Raw genomic sequence first — 17,366 nt, 5'->3', positions numbered from 1 at the left:
TCGGCTGAGCCGCCGAGGTCAGCGCCTGTCGCGCCGCCGGGCGGCCAACCACAACACGGCCGTCGCGGCCAGCGCCCCCGCGGCCGCCCCGCACAGCAGGCCCGCGACGGTGTCGAGGCCGCCGTCCAGGTCGTCGAGCCGCGTCAGCAGGGTCGTCGCCGCCAGCGCGAGCACGACGGCGACGAGGGCGTAGAACCCGGGGCTGAGGAAGAGGGTGCGCCGGGGAGCCCGCGGCGGGGCGGCCAGCTCCGCGGCGGGGCCGAGGCTGGCGGCCCTGGGCCGCTTGAAGTACTCGAAGCGCAGCCACGTGCCGCAGGGTTCCCAGCCGTCGCGGGCGAGCCGGTCGTGCACTCGTGCCCGGCGGCCGGGTGCGATCAGCTCCCGGCGGTACTCCCACTGCTGCGGGTGCTCGGGATCGCGGGTGCAGACGAACAGGCCCCTCGCGTCGACCGTGTCGACCTCCCAGCCCTGTGCGCCGTACTCGTCGAGCAGTTTGACGTCGTGGAACAGGTCGGCGGTCCAGCGCCAGGTGTCGGCGTCGGCGGCCGGCTCGGCGGGCTCCGCGGCGGGAGCCGACGCGGCGGTCAGTTCCGCGGCGAACTCGGCCGCCGGACCGAACTCGTCCTCGGGGTCGCCGCCGCTCTCGGCGAGGTAGCCGGCGAACTCGTCCAGCGTGGCGCCGACCCGGTCGGCGGGCATGCCCGCCTCGGCCAGGAGGACGGCGAGCTCCTCGAAGTAGGCACCGGCCGGGTGTGCCGTTTCACCGCTCACCGGGTTCTCCTTCGCGTGGGACGTGCTCGACGCCGCCCTTGATCAGCGCGGTGCGCACAGACTCCCCGAAGCTCAGCCAGAGCCCGCCCTGCTCGGCGAGCGTCCGCCTGCCGAGGTCGGTGAGCTGGTAGTAACGACGGCCGGGGCCCCGTTCGGTCACCCGGAACTCCGCGGCGACGAGGCCCGCCTCCTCCAGCCGGTTGAGCACGGGGTAGAGGGTGCCGCCCTTGATCTGGCCGAGGCCCGATTCCGCGAGGTCCTTGACGATCTCGTATCCGTAGTTCTCGCCCGCCGTCAGGCTGGCGAGGACCATCAGATCGAGCACGCCCTTCAGCCAGCTCGCGCGTCGGTCGCTCGTCACGGTGGCGATCCTATCTAGCCTGCCTGGCCGACTAGCTCCCGCGGCCGCGGGGACAGCAGCAGACCGCGAAGGTCGATCAGGGCGTGCAGCAGGATCGGCAGGAGCAGGCTGCCGGTCCGGAGATAGAGCACGGTCAGGCCGAGCCCGACCAGGGCGACCATGAGCATGCCGCGCCGGCCCTGATAGAGGTGGCCGGCGACGAACACCGCCAGCGCCAAGAACGCGGCCGTCTCCGTGCTCAGACCGAGCGCGCCCGTGCCGGCCGCGATGAGCAGTCCCCGATAGACGATCTCCTCGGCGACGCCCGCGGTCACCGACAGGCCCGCCGCATACCAGTGCTCGGCCACGGTGCGCGGCAGGAGATGCGCGAAGGCCTGCCGGGTGGGGACCGGCTTCCCCCTGGCCGCAAGTCCCCGGAACGCGAGCGCACCGACCGCCGCCGCGCCGAGGAAGCCGACGACCGCTCCCAGGGTGTCGGCCGGCGGCTCCTTGACGACCAGGCCGATGTCCGCGGCGTCGAGGCTCGGCTCCACCGCGACGATGAGCAGCGCCGCGCCGGCCAGCGCCCACAGCTCGGCGGACCAGAGCGTGGTCATCCGGCGATAGACCGTCGGGTCCTGGGCGCGGGTGCGGGCCAGCCGGTCGTAGGAGCGCTTGCCGAGCAGGGGGCTGACGACGGTCAGATGGCAGACGAGGGCGGCCGACAGGACGAGCGCCACGGGCGTGAAGGACATCGGGGGACTCCTAGGTGCTGTGCTTACCTAGAAGGTAGAGCAAGCTAGTTAGGTATACAACCTAACTAGCTGTGTCGCCCATTGGGAGGGGTGCGAGGACCGGCTGGCGCGAAACACCGGTCAGACGGTGACGACGACCTTTCCCGAGGCGTGCCCCCGTTCCTGGTACTCGACGGCCGCCGGGATCTGCTCGAACGGATAACAGCTGTCGATGACCGGGGTGACCTTGCCGTCCTCGATGAGCTCGGTCAGCGTCATCAGGTTCCGCCTGTTCTCCGTGCAGGCGACCACGTCCGCCACGGCCATCCGCTGTGACACGAACGGGGACATCGCGACCGCCGAGAACACGCGGACGGCCGGCTGGAACCATCGGCTCGCTGGTCCGCCGACGGCGACGTAGGTCCCCTTCGGCTTCAGCACCCGCCGGCATGCGGACCCCGGACGGCTTCCCGCGTTGTCGAGCAGCAGGTCGTAACCCCGCCTGTCCCGCGTGAAGTCCTCCTTGGTGTAGTCGATGACCTCGTCCGCGCCCAACGACCGGACCATGCCGACGTTCCGCGGACCGCAGACACCGGTGACCTCCGCGCCGAACGCCTTGGCGATCTGCACGGCGAACGTGCCGACACCGCCGGAGGCGCCGTTGACGAGCACCTTCTGGCCCGCCTGGATGCGCCCCACGTCACGCAGGCCGATCAGGGCGGTGTTGGCCGCGAGCGGCACCGCCGCCGCCTGCTCGAACGACAGGTTCCTCGGCTTCGGCGCCAGTTCGCCGGCCTGGACGCAGACGTACTCGGCGAAGCCTCCCTGCTTGAGCTGCGCGAACACCTCGTCGCCTCGGCGGAACCCCGTCACGCGCCCGCCGACGGCCTCCACCGTGCCCGCCACGTCCGCGCCCAATATGTCCAACTTCGGCCTGCGCGGCCCGAGGCTGCCGCCCATCAGGCGCGCGATGTACGGCTCGCCTCTCATGTGGTGCCAGTCGTAGGGCTGGACGGAGGTGGCGCGCACCCGGACGAGCACCTCGTCCTCGCCGGGCACGGGCCGGTCGATCTCGGTCAGGTCCAGGACGTCGGGGGAACCGTACGAGCGCAGAACGAACGCCTTCATCACTTCTCCTCATCCACTGCGGGCGGGGACGGCGACGAGCGGGTCTCGAGCCGGAAATTCACTGTAAAAGTCCAGGAGAAAGGGCTCATCGGCCGAAAGTACGCCCGTTTGGCGGACGATCGGCCGACCCGGATCAGGCCCATCGCCCGATGAACCGCCGTCGCCCGCCGATCACGATCGGGGCATGACCGACGAGAACACGGTGGAACGCCCGACACCGCCTCGAGGCGGCCCTCCGGCGGACGCCTCCGACAAGGCGGGGACGTCCGCCACGACCTCCTGGATCGTCCCCGCGGCGTTGATCATGCTCAGCGCCGTTCCGGTGGTCGCCGGCGCCGCCCGTCTGACCGAGCTGAGCGGGGGCGCGGCGACCACGCCCGAGGACGCGCGGTTCTTCGCCGCGCCCGTTCCCGTGGTGCTGCACATAATCGGCGCCAGTCTCTACAGCGTGCTTGGCGCCTTCCAGTTCGCGCGCGGCCTCCGCCGCCGACACCCCCGCCTGCATCGCGCCGCCGGACGGCTGCTCGTTCCCTGCGGAATCGCCGCGGGGCTCACGGGCCTGTGGATGACCCTGTTCTATCCCCGCCCCGAAGGCGACGGCGATCTCCTCGCGGGTTTCCGGCTCCTGTTCGGCACCGCGATGGTCGTGTCCATCGTCCTGGGCCTGGCCGCCATCCGGCGGCGGGACGTCGCCCGGCACCGCGCATGGATGACCCGGGGTTATGCGATCGGGGTCGGCGCGGGCACGCAGGCGCTGGTCCACGTGCCGTGGATCCTGATCTTCGGCACGCCCAGCGGGACGTCCAGAGCGCTGCTCCTGGCCACCGGCTGGCTGATCAATCTCGCCGTGGCCGAATGGGTCGTCCGCAGCCGGCCCGCGTCCTTCTAGACGCGGTTGGTCTCGTAGGCCCACATGGCGATCTCGACGCGGTTTCTGGCGCCGAGCTTGGCCATCAGGCTGGCGATGTGCGACTTGACCGTGCTGAGGGAGATGTGGAGCTCCTCGGAGATCTCGCTGTTGGTCCGCCCGCGCGCCACGGTGGCGAGGATCTGCTCCTCCCGCTCCGTGAGCGCCTCGACGGGCCGCACCGGGGCCGAGCCGGTCACGGGCCGGGCGAAGGTCCTGAGCAGCCGCGCGGTGACGCTCGGGGCGATGAGCGCGTCGCCGTCGGCGGCGGCGTGGACGGCCTGCGAGAGCAGTTCCGTGCCCGCGTCCTTGAGCAGGAAGCCCCGGGCGCCGGCTCTCAGCGCGGCGTAGACGTACTCGTCGAGGTCGAACGTGGTGATGACGACGACGGCGAGAGGGTCGGCCACGCCCGGACCGGCGAGGGATCGGGTGGCCTGGATGCCGTCGACGCCCGGCATGCGGATGTCGAACAGGCACACGTCGGGGCGCAGGCGCCGGGCGAGTTCGACGGCCCGCCGTCCGTCGGCGGCCTCGCCGACGACGTCGATGTCCGGCTGGGCGTTGAGGATCATGGTGAGCCCGGTGCGCACGATCTCCTGGTCGTCGGCGACGAGCACCCGGATGCTCATGTCGCCGGCCCCATCCGGGGCAGCACGGCGGTCACGGTCCAGCCTCCGCCGGGATCCGGACCGGCCGTGCAGGTGCCGCCGAGCAGGTCGGCGCGCTCGATCATGCCGAGGATCCCGTATCCGGCCGACGCGTTCGGGCGGATGTGGCTGCTTTCGCCGTCGTCGTTCACGCGCAGGTGCACCGAGGTCTCGTCGGCGGCGACGCGTATCTCGACGCGGGTGGCGTGACGCGCGTGCCGCAGGGCGTTGGTGACGGACTCCTGGGCGAGCCGGTAGACCGCGGACCCCACCGCTGGGGAGAGGTCGCCGAGGTCGCCCGAGATCTCCACGTCGACGGACGGGCCGGAGCCGCCCCGCCGCGTGAGTTCCTCGAGGTCGCCGATGCCCCGGCCGGGTGTCAGGTCCGCGGGCCGGCCGCGACGCAGGACGCGGACCATGGCGCGCATCTCGGCGAGCGCGCGTGACGCCTCGGCCTCGATCACGCGGAGCGCCTCGGTGGCGGCGTCAGGTCCCGACGCCGACGTGGCGAGGCCCGCCTGAGCCCGAATCGCCATCGCCGAGACGTGATGCGCGACGGTGTCGTGCAGGTCGCGGGCCAGTTGTTCGCGTTCGAGCAGCTTCACCTGATCCAGCTCACGCATCCGCGCCCTGGCCCGGTACCGGAACGCGCCGCCCAGGGCGATGGTCGCGAACATGGCGGCCAGCGCGCCGAACAGTTCGCCGGGCGCGGAGATCGTCGAGACGCCGACCGAGACGAGCATGACGGCGAACCCGATCACGGCGTCGCGGCCCGATCCCCACCGGAACAACGCGTACGGAAGGATCAGCAGGTACACCGCCGTGTACGCGTCGGAGGAAGGCGCGCCCAGCAACGCGGGGACCAGACTCGTGGCGACGAAGCAGATCGTGAGCATCGACAGCGGTCTGGTCCTGCGCCACAACAAGGTGGGCACCAGCACGACGGTGACGGTCACCGAGTAGGCCCGCCACGGAAGATCCGGCCGCAGGACCCCTTCGAGCGCCGCCGCCGGCATGAGCAGTCCCACGAGCACCCAGTCTCGCCAGACGCGGGCCGGTACGGGGGAGGGGCGCGGCTCGTCCCAGACCGAGCGAAGAAGGGCGAGCACGGCAACATCGTAGGAAAGCCTGGCCCGTCAGAACAGATGCAGGTTCGGCCGGAATGCTCACCAGCACCGTCCCGCGCACGCGACGGCCGGACGTTCGTACGTGCCGAACACATCTTCGGGATGATCGAATCCGACGGCCTGACAGTGGGACGGCCCGGCCGGGAACATCCCGGCCGGGCCGTCACCTGCGCCAGGTCACCACTGGACGGCGATGTACTTGGCCTCCACGTAGTCGAGCATGCCCTCGTGGCCGCCCTCCCTGCCGATGCCGCTCTGCTTCACACCGCCGAACGGCGCGGCCGGGTCGCTGACCAGTCCGCGGTTGAGCCCGACCATGCCCGACTCGATCCGCTCCGTCACCCGCAGCCCGCGGGCCAGGTCGCCGGTGTAGACATAGGCGACCAGCCCGTACTCCGTGTCGTTGGCCAGCCGGATCGCCTCGTCCTCGTCGTCGAAGGTGACGATCGGGGCCACCGGGCCGAAGATCTCCTCCTTCAGGATCGGCGCGTCCGGGTGCACGTTCACCAGCACGGTCGGGTCGTAGTAGAAGCCTGGACGGTCCGGCCGGGCGCCGCCGACGACCGCCTTCGCGCCGCCGTCGACCGCGCCGCGTACCAGGCTGTCGACCTTGTCCACCGCGTCCTGGTTGACGAGGGGGCCGACCTGGGTTCCCTCGTCGGTGCCGGGGCCGACGGTCAGGGCGGACATGCGCTCCGCCAGACGCCGGCCGAACTCGTCGGCGATCGACGACTCGACGTAGAACCGGTTGGCCGCGGTGCAGGCCTCGCCGGCGTTGCGCATCTTGGCGATCATCGCGCCCTCGATCGCCGCGTCGAGGTCGGCGTCGGCGAAGACGACGAACGGCGCGTTGCCGCCGAGCTCCATTGACGTGTTGATCACCTGGTCGGCCGCCTCCTTGAGCAGGACGCGCCCCACCTCGGTCGAGCCGGTGAAGGAGAGCTTGCGTACCCGGGGGTCGTGCAGCATGGCCGACACGACGGCTCCCGACCTGCGCGCGGGGAGCACGTTGACCACGCCCGAGGGAACGCCGGCCGCCTCCAGGATCCGCGCCATGGCCAGCGCGGTCAGGGGGGTGTCGCTGGCGGGCTTGAGGATCACCGTGCACCCGGCCGCCAGGGCCGGGCCGATCTTCCGGGTGGCCATCGCCGCGGGGAAGTTCCACGGGGTGACGAGCACGCAGATGCCGACCGGCTGGTGCACCACGAGGATGCGGTTCGCCCCCGAGGGCGCCGTGGTGACCGCGCCGATGTCCCTGACGGCCTCCTCGGCGTACCACCGGAAGAACTCCGCGGCGTAGGCGACCTCGCCCCGGGCGTCCGGCAGCGCCTTGCCGTTCTCGAGCGAGATCAGCCGGGCGAGGTCCTCGCTCTGCGCCGACATCAGCTCGAAGGCCTTGCGCAGGATCTCGGCACGGGCGCGCGGAGGTGTCGCGGCCCACGCGGCCGACGCCTTGTCCGCCGCGTCGACCGCGGCGATCGCGTCGTCCACGGTGCCGTCGGCCACGGAGGCGACGACCTGTCCCGTGGCGGGGTCGAGCACGTCGAAACGGCCGCCGTCGCCGGCGGGGACGGCCTCACCCCCGATGTAGAGCTCGGTGAGCAGGTCGCCCACGAGTGCCTGGTTGTTGTCTCCCATCGGAAACGCCTTTCGCGTGGCAGGACTCAGTACGGGTTGGCGACGACCAGGTCCTGGGCCGGGAACAGGGTGAGGATGCGCCCACCATCGGGTGTGACGACGACCTCCTCCTCGATCCTCGCAGCCGAGAAGCCGTCGCTGGCGGGGCAGTAGGTCTCCAGGGCGAACACCATGCCGACCTGGAGTTCGACCGGCTCCCGCATGCTGTTGAGCCTCGAGATGATCGGCCGTTCGTGCAGACCCAGCCCCAGGCCGTGGCCGAACTGGAGGCCGAAGGCGGCCATCTCGTTCTCGAAGCCGAACTCGGTCGCCTCGGGCCACACGGCGGCCACCTGGTCGGTGCCCACGCCTGGCTTGATCATGCGGATCGAGGCGTCCATCCATTCTCGCGCCTTGGTGTAGGCGTCCCGCTGGCTCGGGGTCGCGCTGCCGACGCTGAACGTCCGGTAGTAGCAGGTGCGGTAGCCGTTGAAGGAATGGATGATGTCGAAGAACGCCTGGTCGCCCGGGCGGATCAGCCGGTCGGAGAAGTTGTGCGGGTGCGGGTTGCACCGCTCGCCGCTCACCGCGTTGATCGCTTCGACCTGGTCGGAGCCCATCTCGTAGAGGCGCTTGTTGGCCAGGGCCACGATCTCGTTCTCGCGGATGCCGGGCTTGAGGGCCTCGACGATGTCCTGGTAGACGCCGTCGACCATGGCGGCGGCCTGGGTGAGCAGCATGATCTCGTCGGACGACTTGATCTGCCGGGCGTCGAGCATCAGCTGCTGCGCGTCGACCACCTTCAGGCCCTGGCGCTGCATCTCGAACAGGAACGCCGGCTCGACGATGTCCACCCCGACCGGGGCGTCCGCGAGGCCCGCGTCCTCGAGGAGTCCCTTGATCTGGCGGACCGCGTCCTCCATCAGCCCCGCCGTCGGCGCGATCGCGCCGCGGAGCCCGAGCATGCCCGCGTGGCAGTTGGCCGGGTCGAGCCATGGGCTGTAGAGCCGGTGGTGGCGTGCCGCCGACCCGAAATCCCACAACATGGGCTCGCCGCCCCGCGTGAGCAGCGCGTACCTGGTCATCTTGTCGCCGAGGGCGCCGCCGATCCAGGTCTGGGTGACGTAGCGGATGTTGTAGAAGTCGAAGAGCAGGAAGGCGCCGCACTCGCTGGCCTCGAGCGACGCCCTGGCCCGGCTCAGCCGGTAGTCCCTGAGCCTGCCGAAGTCGACCCGCTGCTCGTAGTCGACGCCCATGTGCCCGGGGGCGGGCATCGGAATCGCTGATGTCATGACCGGCCGTCCTCACGCGGGGTGCCGAGGCCGTCGTCGACGTGGACGCTCTCGGGCTTGAGCTCGATGCCGGAGGCGGCGGCCTGGAGGTCGAGCAGGATCGAGAAGTCCTCGTCCACCCGGCCGCTGCCGACGCTGGCCTGCACCATCTGGGCCGTGATCGCCGTGACCGGCATCGGCACGTCGAGGGCGCGCGCGGCGGCCAGGCCGAGGTCGAAGTCCTTGCGCAACAGGATCGGCGTGAACGTCGGGGTGTAGTCGAGGTTCACGAACGCCGGGGACTTGTAGCGGGTGAACGTCGAGCCCATGACGCTGTTGTTGAGGAACTCGAGGAAGGCGTGCCGCGAGACTCCGCCCTTCTCGACCAGGACGGTGATCTCGGCCAGCGACTGGGTGACCACGCCGAGCATCAGGTTGTGCGCGATCTTCACCAGGCGGGCGAGGTCGCCCTCTCCCACGTAGGTGACCGACCTGCCGATGTGCCCCAGCAGGTGCGCCACCTTGTCGTAGGTCGCCTCGGGTCCGGAGACGACCAGGCTCAGGTTCCCGGACTTGACGACCTTGCCGTTCCCGCTGACCGGGGCGGCGAGGTAGTCGACGCCCCGCTCGTCGCAGGCGGCGCGGACCGCGGCCGACGCCTCGGTGGAGATCGTGGAGCAGTCGACGACCGCGCCGGGCAGCTGGTCGCCCACGAGCAGGCCGCCCTCGCCGAACAGCACCGTCTCGAGATCGGCCGACGTGGAGACCATCGTGAACACGACGTCCCTGTCCCTGAGGTCGGCGACGGCCTCGCACACGGCGGCGCCGTGCTCCCTGAGCGGTTCCGCCTTCGCGAGGGTGCGGTTCCAGGCGGTGAGGTCTACGCCGGCCTTGGCGAGCCGCTCCGCCATCGCGACACCCATGCGGCCGGTTCCGATCCAGCCGACCCTGGGGCCGGAAGCGTCCGTAGTCGAATCAGTCATCTGGTCCGCCTCTGCAATCGTTTGCTGTTCAAAGTAGGAGCTGATCATATCGCTGTCAATATGAGGCCGCTCACGGTCGGGGCCGATGGTCAGACGCCCTTCGGCCCCGACGCGCCAGGCGGTCAGCGAAGCCGGTCGGCCACCCAGTCCGCGGTGTAGGGACGGTGCCACGGAGCGAGGTCCGCGCAGCCGTGGTTGCCCTCTTCGAGCATGAGCAGCTCGGTGTCGCCGCCGGCCGTGGACGCGAGGCGCTCCGCGTGCGGCCAGGGGATGAGGCGGTCCTTGCGCCCGAAGACGATGAGCAGCGGTGCGCTGATGTTCTCCGCCGATCCGTCCAGGTTCAGGGTCGAGGCGATGGCGTGGGCCTCCTCCTGTGAGCCTGCGCCCGACCTGACCTGGAACGTCTGCCGCGTGAGCAGCGGGAGCCCGTCCCAGCAGTCCCCGAAGTTGTACGGCCCGGCCAGCGCGACGCAGGCCTTGACCCGGTCGCCGGCCGCGGCGGCGACCCGGGGCGCGTAGTAGCCGCCCAGGCTGACCCCCCAGACCGCGATCCGGTTCTCGTCGATGTCCGGCTCGGCGGCCAGGGCGTCCAGGATCGCCTTGCCGGGAAGGGACCAGTCGCCCCTGATGGGCAGGTCGTACTCGGCCTCACCCTGGCCCGGGCCGTCCACGCTGAAGGTGGCGAGCCCGCGCTCGAGGAAGGTGTCCTCGGTCGAGCGCAGCTCCTCCTTGGTCGAGTCCAGGCCCGACAACATGAGCACCACGGGGTGCGGTCCGGTTCCGGCGGGGAGCCGGAGCACGCCGGGCAGCGTGGTCCCCTCGAAGTCGATCTCGATCCGCCGGCCGGCGGGGCTGAGGTACGGCAGGGCGTCGTTCAGGCAGGCGACGGCACGGCCGTGCGCCTCCCGCATCTGGTCGAGGTCCTCGACGAAGACGAACTTCGCGAAGTGGTAGTAGACGGCGGCGCGTGAGAGGTGCTGGCCCGCGGACAGGAACCGCTCGGCCGCGAGGGCGTCACGGCCGAGGTTCTCGTGCTCGGTGGCGACCTTCGACCAGGCCGAACACCAGTCGGCCCAGTTCTCCAGGCCTCGCGTGACCCGTTGGAAGTCGTGGACCGTCACACCGTTCGTGGTGAATCGGGGGCCCCAGTTGGCGATGGCTGAGGCGACTCGATCGTCCATGTCATCCTGCTTTCTGGCGTCTTGCAAACGAGTGCAATCTCGCTCATTGTGGGTGAACTGTCAAGGAATCAACCGTTTAATCCCGATGGGAAAACTGGTGAGGCGTCGATGGATGTGGTGAACGGAAACGACCTGCCCGGCTCGGCCGACGTGGTCGTCGTCGGTGCGGGCCACAACGGGCTGGTCTGCGCGGGATACCTGGCGGCGGCCGGGCTGGAGGTGCTCGTCCTCGAGGCGAGGGACGTCCCCGGCGGCGACACCGTCACCGAGGAGCTCACGCTGCCGGGCTTCGCGCACGACTCGTGCTCGAGCGCGCACGTGCTGATCCAGTCCAACCCGCTGATCAGAGACGACGAGCTCGGCCTGCTCGGCGCGTACGGGCTCGAGTACACGATGACCGACCCCGCCGTCGTGCTGCCCCAGGCCGACGGCGACGCTCTGGTGATGCGCCGCGACCTCGGCGCCACCGCCGACGAGATCGCCCGCTGGTCCCGCGCCGACGCGGACGCCTTCCGGCGGCTGATGGGGGAGTGGTCGGACGGCCTGGCCGCCGAGCACGCCAGATGGAGCTCTGACCTGCCCCCTGGTGACGGCGGCGCGGCCGGGCGATACCGGGCTCTGCGCCGCCGGTCCGCGTGGGACGTCGTGCACGAGCGGTTCGGGAACCCGGTCATCCGCTCCTTCATGTTGTGGCTGTCGCTGGCGACCATCCAGGACCCGCGCAGGCCGGGCACCGGCGTCCTGCCCGCCTCGATCACGGCGGGCCGTCTCAACTTCGGCTGGACCACCCCGATCGGGGGGTCGAGCGCGCTGCCCCGGGCGCTGATCCGCCAGATAGAGGCGCACGGCGGCCGGGTCGTCTGCTCGGCGCCGGTCTCCTCCGTCGAGGTCGAGGCGGGCCGCGCCGTCGCGGTCCGCACGGCCGACGGCCGCGAGGTCCGTGCCCGGGAGGCGGTGGTCTCCAGCGCCCATCTGGCCCGCCTCGCCGGAATGCTCGCCGGCGCCGACGTCCCCGCCGACCTCGCACAGGCCAGGGACACCTGGCGGCCGGGGCTCAGCGTCTTCGCCGTCCACGCCGCGCTGCGCCGCGACATCGCCGTCACCACGAAGGGCGGGCCGGTCGCGAGCGCCGCGGCGGGGTTCGGCACCGCGGAGGGCATCGCCCGCCAGATGGAGGCCTTCGAGCGCGGAGTGCCCGACGCCGCCGACCCCTGGCTGCTCGTGGTCGACCAGACCGTGGTCGATCCCGGCCGCGCGCCGGACGGGGGCGCCACGTTCAAGATCCTCACGATCGCGCCGTACGAACGGGCGGACGGCCGCTCGTGGGCGGAGAGCAAGGACGAGCACGCCGAGGCGCTGATCGCCCTGGTCCGCTCCAGGACCACAGGGCTCGAACCGGAGAACATCCTCGCGATGCGCGCGGAGTCGCCGGTCGACGTCGCCGCGCACAACGTGCACAACCTCGGTGGCTCCTGCCACGGTGGTGAGTTCCTGACGCCGTCCGGGGAGGTGATCCCCGGCTGGCTCTCGTACCGATCTTCCATTCCCCGCCTGTTCCTCACCGGCGCCACGACCCACCCCGGGGGATCGGTCTCCGGCAGGCCCGGGCGCAACGCCGCCCGCACCGTGCTGACCGACCTCGGGATGGATCCCGCGAAGGTGATGGGCCCGATCTGAGCCGACCGGCGTCCGACCGGGCCCACCGCCCGGTCAGACGCTGGTCGTCTCCGTCTTCGGGCCTCCGGACGACCGGCCGTCCGCGGACGACCCGCTCGCGCCGCCGAGGTACAGCGACGCGATCTCCGGGTCGTCCTTGATCGCGGTGGCCGTGCCGGTGAGCCGTACCTTGCCGCCCTCCATGACCACGCCGTGGGTGGCCAGGCCGAGCCCGAGCCGTACGTTCTGCTCGACCAGCAACACCGTCGTGCCCGCCTGGTTGAGCTCGTTGATCAGGCCGGCCACCCCCGCCAGGCTGCGCGGGTCGAGCCCCAGCGACGGCTCGTCGAGCAGGATCAGCTTGGGGTCCAGCATGAGGCAGCGCGCGATCTCCACCATGCGGCGCTGGCCGCCGCTGAGGTTCCCGGCGTTGTCTCCTCCCCGGGCGGCCACGATGGGGACGCGCTCCAGGACCATGTCGAGCCGCTCGCGCAGCAGCGCCCGCTGCTTGCGGATCAGGTAGCCGCCCATCAGGACGTTCTCCCTGACCGACATGGTGGGGAACAGCGCGTGCGACTGCGGCACCTGGGTGATCCCCCTGCGGAGGATCTCGTCGGGCGAGCGGTCGGCGATCGCCTCGCCGTTCATGGAGATCTCGCCGCTGCTCGGCTTGAGCAGCCCGCTGATGACGCGGAGCACGGTCGACTTCCCCGCGCCGTTGGGCCCGACGATGCACGTGATCGTCTGCGGCGCGCACTCCAGGTCGACGCCCTGGAGCACGCTGCCTCCGCCGTATCCCGCGACGACTCCCTTCAGGGACAGCACGTCACTGCACCGCCTCTCGCGTCGTCTCGTCGGCCCGGTCGCCCGCGCCGTCCTCGTCGCCGTCCTCTGTGGGCCTCCAGTCGTCGCCGAGATAGGCGTCGAGGACGAGCGGGTCGGTCCGGATCCGGTCGGGCGGACCCTCCGCGATCGGCGCGCCGTGCGAGAACACCACGACCGGATCACACAGGTCGAGCACGAGGGGGATGTTGTGCTCGACGATCAGGAACGTCACCCCGCTGCGATTCAGCTCGCGGATGACCTCGGTGAGCTGCCCGAGCAGGCTGGGGTTCACGCCGCCGGCCGGCTCGTCGAGCAGGATCAGCTTCGGCTCGAGCATCAGCACCTGCGCGAGCTCGACGAGCTTCTGCTGGCCGTACGACAGCGCGCCGGCGGGCTGGTTCGCGAACCGGCCGAGTCCGACGATGTCGAGCAGCTCCCTCGCCCGCGCGGCCTCGTGACCGCGGACCGCGTCGGAGAACATCGTGCGCCAGCGCGAATCCGGCAGCGGGGCGACGACGTTCTCCTGGACCGTCATCTCCTTGAACAGCCGGGTCACCTGGTAGGTGCGGCCCAGGCCCAGGTGGCCGCGCCGCCAGGGGCGCATGCCGTCGATCCGCCTGCCGTCGAACCAGATCTCACCCGAGTCCGCCGCCATCCCACCGCTGATGAGGTTGAACAGCGTCGTCTTGCCCGACCCGTTCGGCCCGATCAGGGCGGTGATGCTGCCCTTGCGGACGGTCAGGCCCGCGTCGTCCACCGCGGTCAGGCCGCCGAACCGCTTCGACACCCCGCGCACGTCGAGCAGGATCTCGCCGGGGGCGACCTCGTCCTTCTCGTTCACGGCGGCGATCTCGGCGCGGACGCGCTCGGTCACCGTGACGGTCGCCGTGACGGGCGCCCGGCTGAGGGCGCCGGCCTGGTCGGTGTACTCCACGTTCTCGGGGTGCCGCCGACGCCACCACTCCTCGATCGTCGGCAGGATGCCCTTGGGGAGGAACAGCACCACCAGCATGAGGGCCAGGCCGAAGACCAGCACGCGGGCGTTGCTGCCCCCGCCGTACACGGTGGCTCCCTCGCTGACGAGCTGGACGATGAAGGCGCCGAGCACGGGCCCGTAGAGGGTGCCCCTGCCGCCCGTGAGGGTGGCGAGCACGATGGTCACGCTGCCGAGGATCGCGAACGACCCGACCGGGTTGATGAAGGTCAGGTAGTAGGCGTAGACCCCGCCCGCCATGCCGATGAAGAACGAGCTCGCGGCATAGGCCACGATCTTGAAGCGGGTGGTGTTGACGCCGATCGAGGCGGCCTTGCCCTCGTCCTCCCGGATCGCCACCAGGCCCGTGCCGAACTTCGTGCGCCTGATCCAGGCGCTGAACAGGACCGTCAGCACCATCAGGATCAGAAAGACGTAGTAGAACGGGATGTTCTGGAAGTCCCTGTCCCAGAAGGGCAGTTCGAGGGTGATCCCGTCCGACCCCTGGGTGATGCCCTTCAGGTTGACCGCGAAGATCTGCGCTGCCAGCAGCATCGCGATCGTGATGATGACGAACGCGTGGCCCCGCGTGCGCAGCACGACCGAGCCGATCAGAATCGCGATGATCACCGCGGTGATCCCGCCGAGCGGCGCCACCCAGAGCGGGTTCACGCCGAAGTGCACGGCGAGGACGCCGACCGTGTAGGAACCGAGGCCGAGGAACATGCTGTGGCCGAGCGAGATGTAACCGGCGTAACCCGAGATGATGTTCCAGCTCGACGCCTGGATGGCCAGCAGGAACGCCAGCAGCATGACCCCCTGGGGGTACGGCTGCCACGGGTTGACGACCGGGTACAGCAGCAGCAACACCAGGCAGATCCCGGCGATGAGGTGTGCGCGGGGAAGGGCTCGCAGCCTGCTCATACCGTGTCTCATACCGTGTCCTCGCGCAGCTTGGCGCCGAACAGCCCCTGTGGGCGGAACAGCAGGACGACCATGATCACGATGTAGAAGACCAGCGTGGACCAGTTCAGCGACCCGTAGGTGGCGGTCAGGGTCTCGGCCAGCCCCAGGATGCCCGCGCCGATGAGGGCGCCAGGCAGGCTCCCCATCCCGCCGAGGACCACGATGCCGAGCAGCCGGGAGATCCAGTCATAGTGCGACGCGGGGAAGAAGGGATACAGCACGGACAGGATGGATCCGCCCACGCCCGTCGTGGCGCTGCCGATGGCGAACGCCAGGGCGGCCGTGCCGGTGGCGCCCACCCCGACGAGCGCCGCGCCCGAGGGATTCTGCGTCGCGGCCCGGATCGCCCGCCCGGTCCACGTCCTGGTCAGCACGAAGTACAGGACGCCGAGGACGGCCATGGCCGCGAGGAAGCCGAAGACCTGCGCCTTGGGCAGGGAGATCGCCCCCACGCGGAACGACTCCTCGAAGTACGACGGCGTGGCCGACTTGAACTTGTTGCCCGCTGTGATGTTCAGGACGCCCTCGATGACCAGCGCGAAGCCGAAGGTCAGCAGGACCGACATGGAGGCCGAGGAGCCCCGGATACGCGACAGCAGGAGACGGTAGGCCACCCAGCCGAAGCCGAACATGAGTGGGGTGGTGACCACCGACGCGAGGATCGGGTCGATCCCGGTCTCGTGCCACAGCCACCACGTGAGCATCGCCACCAGGATGAGGAAGGCGCCTTGCGCGATGTTGATGATCCGCATGACCCCGAAGATCAGGGTGAGTCCGGACGCCATGAGCGCGTAGACCCCCCCGATCAACAGGCCCAGTGCGATCGCCTGGACTAGATGTGTCATCTGGGGCCGCCGTCACTTCCAGGCGGGCTTGGGGTTGACGACGGTGGTGGACGTCGCCACGTCGGACGGCGCCACGACCTCGACCTTTCCTGACTGCCACTGGGCGAGCAGGAACTGGCCCTTCGGCTCGCCCGTCGCCTCCCACGACAGGGGACCGAGGATGGTGTCGACGGTGTTGGCGTGCAGCCAGTCCCGGATCTTGTCCTGGTCGATCGAGCCGACCTTCTCTGCCGCGGTCTGCAGGACCTGGGCGGCGGCGAACGCGTCGGCCGCGTCCTCGGCGGGATCGGCGTTGTAGGCCTTCTTGTACGCGGCGACGAAGTCGGCGTTCAGCGGCGTGGTGGCCTTCTCGTTCCAGCTGACCGTGTAGAAGACGCCCTCGGTGTTGTCCAGGCCGACGGCGTCGCTGTACTGGCCGGCGTTGCTCGGAGCGGAGGTCTGGAACAGGACCTTCGGCGAGAAGTTCAGCTGCTTGAGGCTGCGGACCAGCCCCACGCCGTCCTCGAACACCGCGCCCTGCGCGACCAGGTCGGGCTTCTTGGCGGCCAGGTTGCTGGCGATCGTCTGGAAGTTCGTGGCGTCCGCGGGGTAGACCTCGCTGTACACCGTCTGCACGCCGAGGGCCTCGAGCTGCTTCTGCATCGACTCGATCACCGGCTTGGCGAAGGGGTCGTCCTGGGTCGGGTAGGCCGCCGTCTTCGGACGGTCGGCCTCGGGGAGCGACTTGATCCAGTTCACGAACACGTCGGCCTGGTGGGGCGCGGTCGCCTGCTGGGCGAAGAAGAGGTACTTGAAGTTGCGCTCGAACATGTTGGGGGCGCCGCCCGCGGGCTCCACGAAGACCATGCCGTTCTTCTCGGCCACGGCCGAGGCGGCGTAGTTGAGCAGGGAGGAGAACGTGCCCAGGAGCAGGTCGACCTTGTCCTGCGTGATCAGTTTGGTGTAGTCGGCGACGACGGTGTCCTGGTTGCTCGCGTCGTCGGTGATCTTCAATTCGACCTTGCGCCCGAGGACGCCGCCCTTGGCGTTGACCATGTCGCGCCAGACCTCGTAGCCACGCTTGGCCTCGCTGCCGGGCTGGGCGAAGTCGCCGGTCAGGGGGAGGGAGATGCCCACCACGATCGGCTTGCTCGTGTCGCCGGCCGCGGCCGACTCCGACGGGCGCGTTCCGCAGGCCGCGAGCGCCAGAGCCGCCACGACGCCCAGCGCCACCGCCTTCAAGCCTCGGCCTCGCCGGTGTGGAACTGGCCGGCCGGATTTAGCATGGGTCTCGTTACCGCTGGGGGATGAAGCGGTCATGAGCCCTCCTCTGTGAGCTTTTTGCCGCATAGATTTAACCGCAAACGATTGCGATGGCCAGCAGCATGCGGTTTCATCCTGTCAGTGTCAAGAGGT

16 protein-coding genes are annotated in these 17,366 nt (G+C 70.4%); 2 read left to right on the top strand and 14 right to left on the bottom strand.

All coding sequences use genetic code 11. The features are described from left to right. Window positions 1-18: 18 nt before the first annotated feature. The 4 genes from Pka01_RS05490 to Pka01_RS05475 all read right to left on the bottom strand — a co-directional run bounded on the left by Pka01_RS05490 (window position 19) and on the right by Pka01_RS05475 (window position 2,973). Window positions 19-771 (bottom strand): hypothetical protein, encoded by a 753-nt coding sequence (locus Pka01_RS05490; RefSeq protein ID WP_239114755.1) that lies wholly within the window; start codon window positions 769-771, stop codon window positions 19-21. Next, window positions 761-1,084, bottom strand: a complete 324-nt coding sequence (locus tag Pka01_RS05485) for a PadR family transcriptional regulator (RefSeq protein WP_203881664.1) — start codon at window positions 1,082-1,084, stop codon at window positions 761-763. Before Pka01_RS05485 ends, Pka01_RS05490 begins: the two co-directional genes overlap by 11 nt. 62 nt (window positions 1,085-1,146) lie before the next feature. Then, the gene (locus Pka01_RS05480; RefSeq protein WP_203881486.1) at window positions 1,147-1,866 is read right to left on the bottom strand and encodes a CPBP family intramembrane glutamic endopeptidase; all 720 of its coding nucleotides are present in this window, start codon (window positions 1,864-1,866) and stop codon (window positions 1,147-1,149) included. A 120-nt stretch (window positions 1,867-1,986) separates the two neighbouring features. Continuing rightward, window positions 1,987-2,973, bottom strand: a complete 987-nt coding sequence (locus Pka01_RS05475; protein WP_203881485.1) for an NAD(P)-dependent alcohol dehydrogenase — start codon at window positions 2,971-2,973, stop codon at window positions 1,987-1,989. A 184-nt stretch (window positions 2,974-3,157) separates the two neighbouring features. On the opposite strand from Pka01_RS05475, the gene Pka01_RS05470 reads away from it, so the two are divergent. Continuing rightward, window positions 3,158-3,862, top strand: a complete 705-nt coding sequence (locus tag Pka01_RS05470; protein WP_203881484.1) for a DUF2306 domain-containing protein — start codon at window positions 3,158-3,160, stop codon at window positions 3,860-3,862. Here the strand turns inward: Pka01_RS05470 and Pka01_RS05465 are convergent. The 6 genes from Pka01_RS05465 to Pka01_RS05440 all read right to left on the bottom strand — a co-directional run bounded on the left by Pka01_RS05465 (window position 3,859) and on the right by Pka01_RS05440 (window position 10,706). Then, window positions 3,859-4,509 (bottom strand): response regulator, encoded by a 651-nt coding sequence (locus Pka01_RS05465; RefSeq protein ID WP_203881483.1) that lies wholly within the window; start codon window positions 4,507-4,509, stop codon window positions 3,859-3,861. The two genes, Pka01_RS05470 and Pka01_RS05465, sit on opposite strands and share 4 nt — an antisense overlap. Next, window positions 4,506-5,636, bottom strand: coding sequence for a sensor histidine kinase (locus Pka01_RS05460; protein WP_203881482.1), 1,131 nt, complete (start codon window positions 5,634-5,636; stop codon window positions 4,506-4,508). Before Pka01_RS05460 ends, Pka01_RS05465 begins: the two co-directional genes overlap by 4 nt. Before the next feature lie 195 nt (window positions 5,637-5,831). Continuing rightward, window positions 5,832-7,292 (bottom strand): NAD-dependent succinate-semialdehyde dehydrogenase, encoded by a 1,461-nt coding sequence (locus tag Pka01_RS05455; protein ID WP_203881481.1) that lies wholly within the window; start codon window positions 7,290-7,292, stop codon window positions 5,832-5,834. A gap of 26 nt (window positions 7,293-7,318) precedes the next feature. After that, window positions 7,319-8,563 (bottom strand): M24 family metallopeptidase, encoded by a 1,245-nt coding sequence (locus tag Pka01_RS05450; protein WP_203881480.1) that lies wholly within the window; start codon window positions 8,561-8,563, stop codon window positions 7,319-7,321. Beyond that, window positions 8,560-9,525 (bottom strand): NAD(P)-dependent oxidoreductase, encoded by a 966-nt coding sequence (locus Pka01_RS05445; protein ID WP_203881479.1) that lies wholly within the window; start codon window positions 9,523-9,525, stop codon window positions 8,560-8,562. The genes Pka01_RS05450 and Pka01_RS05445 overlap by 4 nt, the downstream gene beginning before the upstream one ends. A 122-nt stretch (window positions 9,526-9,647) precedes the next feature. Next, window positions 9,648-10,706 (bottom strand): alpha/beta hydrolase family protein, encoded by a 1,059-nt coding sequence (locus tag Pka01_RS05440; RefSeq protein ID WP_203881478.1) that lies wholly within the window; start codon window positions 10,704-10,706, stop codon window positions 9,648-9,650. A 108-nt stretch (window positions 10,707-10,814) separates the two neighbouring features. Between Pka01_RS05440 and Pka01_RS05435 the strand changes: the two genes are divergently transcribed. After that, window positions 10,815-12,383, top strand: a complete 1,569-nt coding sequence (locus Pka01_RS05435) for a phytoene desaturase family protein (RefSeq protein WP_203881477.1) — start codon at window positions 10,815-10,817, stop codon at window positions 12,381-12,383. Between the two features lie 33 nt (window positions 12,384-12,416). Here Pka01_RS05435 and Pka01_RS05430 read toward each other — a convergent pair whose 3' ends face one another. Genes Pka01_RS05430 through Pka01_RS05415 form a run of 4 tightly spaced genes read right to left on the bottom strand, consistent with a single transcriptional unit; the run spans window position 12,417 to window position 17,183 of the window. Further along, entirely contained in the window at window positions 12,417-13,187 is a 771-nt protein-coding gene (locus tag Pka01_RS05430) for an ABC transporter ATP-binding protein (protein WP_203881476.1), read from the bottom strand. Window position 13,188: 1 nt separating this feature from the next. Further along, window positions 13,189-15,084, bottom strand: coding sequence for a branched-chain amino acid ABC transporter ATP-binding protein/permease (locus tag Pka01_RS05425; protein ID WP_203881475.1), 1,896 nt, complete (start codon window positions 15,082-15,084; stop codon window positions 13,189-13,191). Window positions 15,085-15,092: 8 nt separating this feature from the next. Continuing rightward, window positions 15,093-15,971 (bottom strand): branched-chain amino acid ABC transporter permease, encoded by an 879-nt coding sequence (locus tag Pka01_RS05420; protein WP_203881474.1) that lies wholly within the window; start codon window positions 15,969-15,971, stop codon window positions 15,093-15,095. A gap of 12 nt (window positions 15,972-15,983) precedes the next feature. Continuing rightward, window positions 15,984-17,183 carry an amino acid ABC transporter substrate-binding protein gene (locus Pka01_RS05415; protein ID WP_239114776.1) on the bottom strand — a complete coding sequence of 400 codons (1,200 nt, stop codon included), beginning with the start codon at window positions 17,181-17,183 and terminating at the stop codon, window positions 15,984-15,986. Window positions 17,184-17,366 lie beyond the last annotated feature (183 nt).

The organism is Planotetraspora kaengkrachanensis, from assembly GCF_016862895.1.
Taxonomy (GTDB): domain Bacteria; phylum Actinomycetota; class Actinomycetes; order Streptosporangiales; family Streptosporangiaceae; genus Planotetraspora; species Planotetraspora kaengkrachanensis.
The sequence above is the reverse complement of the archived record's forward strand: the minus strand, read 5'-3'. Positions and strand labels throughout refer to the sequence as shown.

What these genes read in the sequence shown, in the direction of transcription:
- Pka01_RS05470 (WP_203881484.1), top strand. Translation starts at nt 3,158, where the DNA reads ATGACCGACGAGAACACGGTGGAACGCCCGACACCGCCTCGAGGCGGC.
- Pka01_RS05480 (WP_203881486.1), bottom strand. Translation starts at nt 1,866, where the DNA reads ATGTCCTTCACGCCCGTGGCGCTCGTCCTGTCGGCCGCCCTCGTCTGC.
- Pka01_RS05475 (WP_203881485.1), bottom strand. Translation starts at nt 2,973, where the DNA reads ATGAAGGCGTTCGTTCTGCGCTCGTACGGTTCCCCCGACGTCCTGGAC.
- Pka01_RS05445 (WP_203881479.1), bottom strand. Translation starts at nt 9,525, where the DNA reads ATGACTGATTCGACTACGGACGCTTCCGGCCCCAGGGTCGGCTGGATC.
- Pka01_RS05485 (WP_203881664.1), bottom strand. Translation starts at nt 1,084, where the DNA reads ATGGTCCTCGCCAGCCTGACGGCGGGCGAGAACTACGGATACGAGATC.
- Pka01_RS05455 (WP_203881481.1), bottom strand. Translation starts at nt 7,292, where the DNA reads ATGGGAGACAACAACCAGGCACTCGTGGGCGACCTGCTCACCGAGCTC.
- Pka01_RS05425 (WP_203881475.1), bottom strand. Translation starts at nt 15,084, where the DNA reads ATGAGCAGGCTGCGAGCCCTTCCCCGCGCACACCTCATCGCCGGGATC.
- Pka01_RS05420 (WP_203881474.1), bottom strand. Translation starts at nt 15,971, where the DNA reads ATGACACATCTAGTCCAGGCGATCGCACTGGGCCTGTTGATCGGGGGG.
- Pka01_RS05435 (WP_203881477.1), top strand. Translation starts at nt 10,815, where the DNA reads ATGGATGTGGTGAACGGAAACGACCTGCCCGGCTCGGCCGACGTGGTC.
- Pka01_RS05465 (WP_203881483.1), bottom strand. Translation starts at nt 4,509, where the DNA reads ATGAGCATCCGGGTGCTCGTCGCCGACGACCAGGAGATCGTGCGCACC.
- Pka01_RS05440 (WP_203881478.1), bottom strand. Translation starts at nt 10,706, where the DNA reads ATGGACGATCGAGTCGCCTCAGCCATCGCCAACTGGGGCCCCCGATTC.
- Pka01_RS05450 (WP_203881480.1), bottom strand. Translation starts at nt 8,563, where the DNA reads ATGACATCAGCGATTCCGATGCCCGCCCCCGGGCACATGGGCGTCGAC.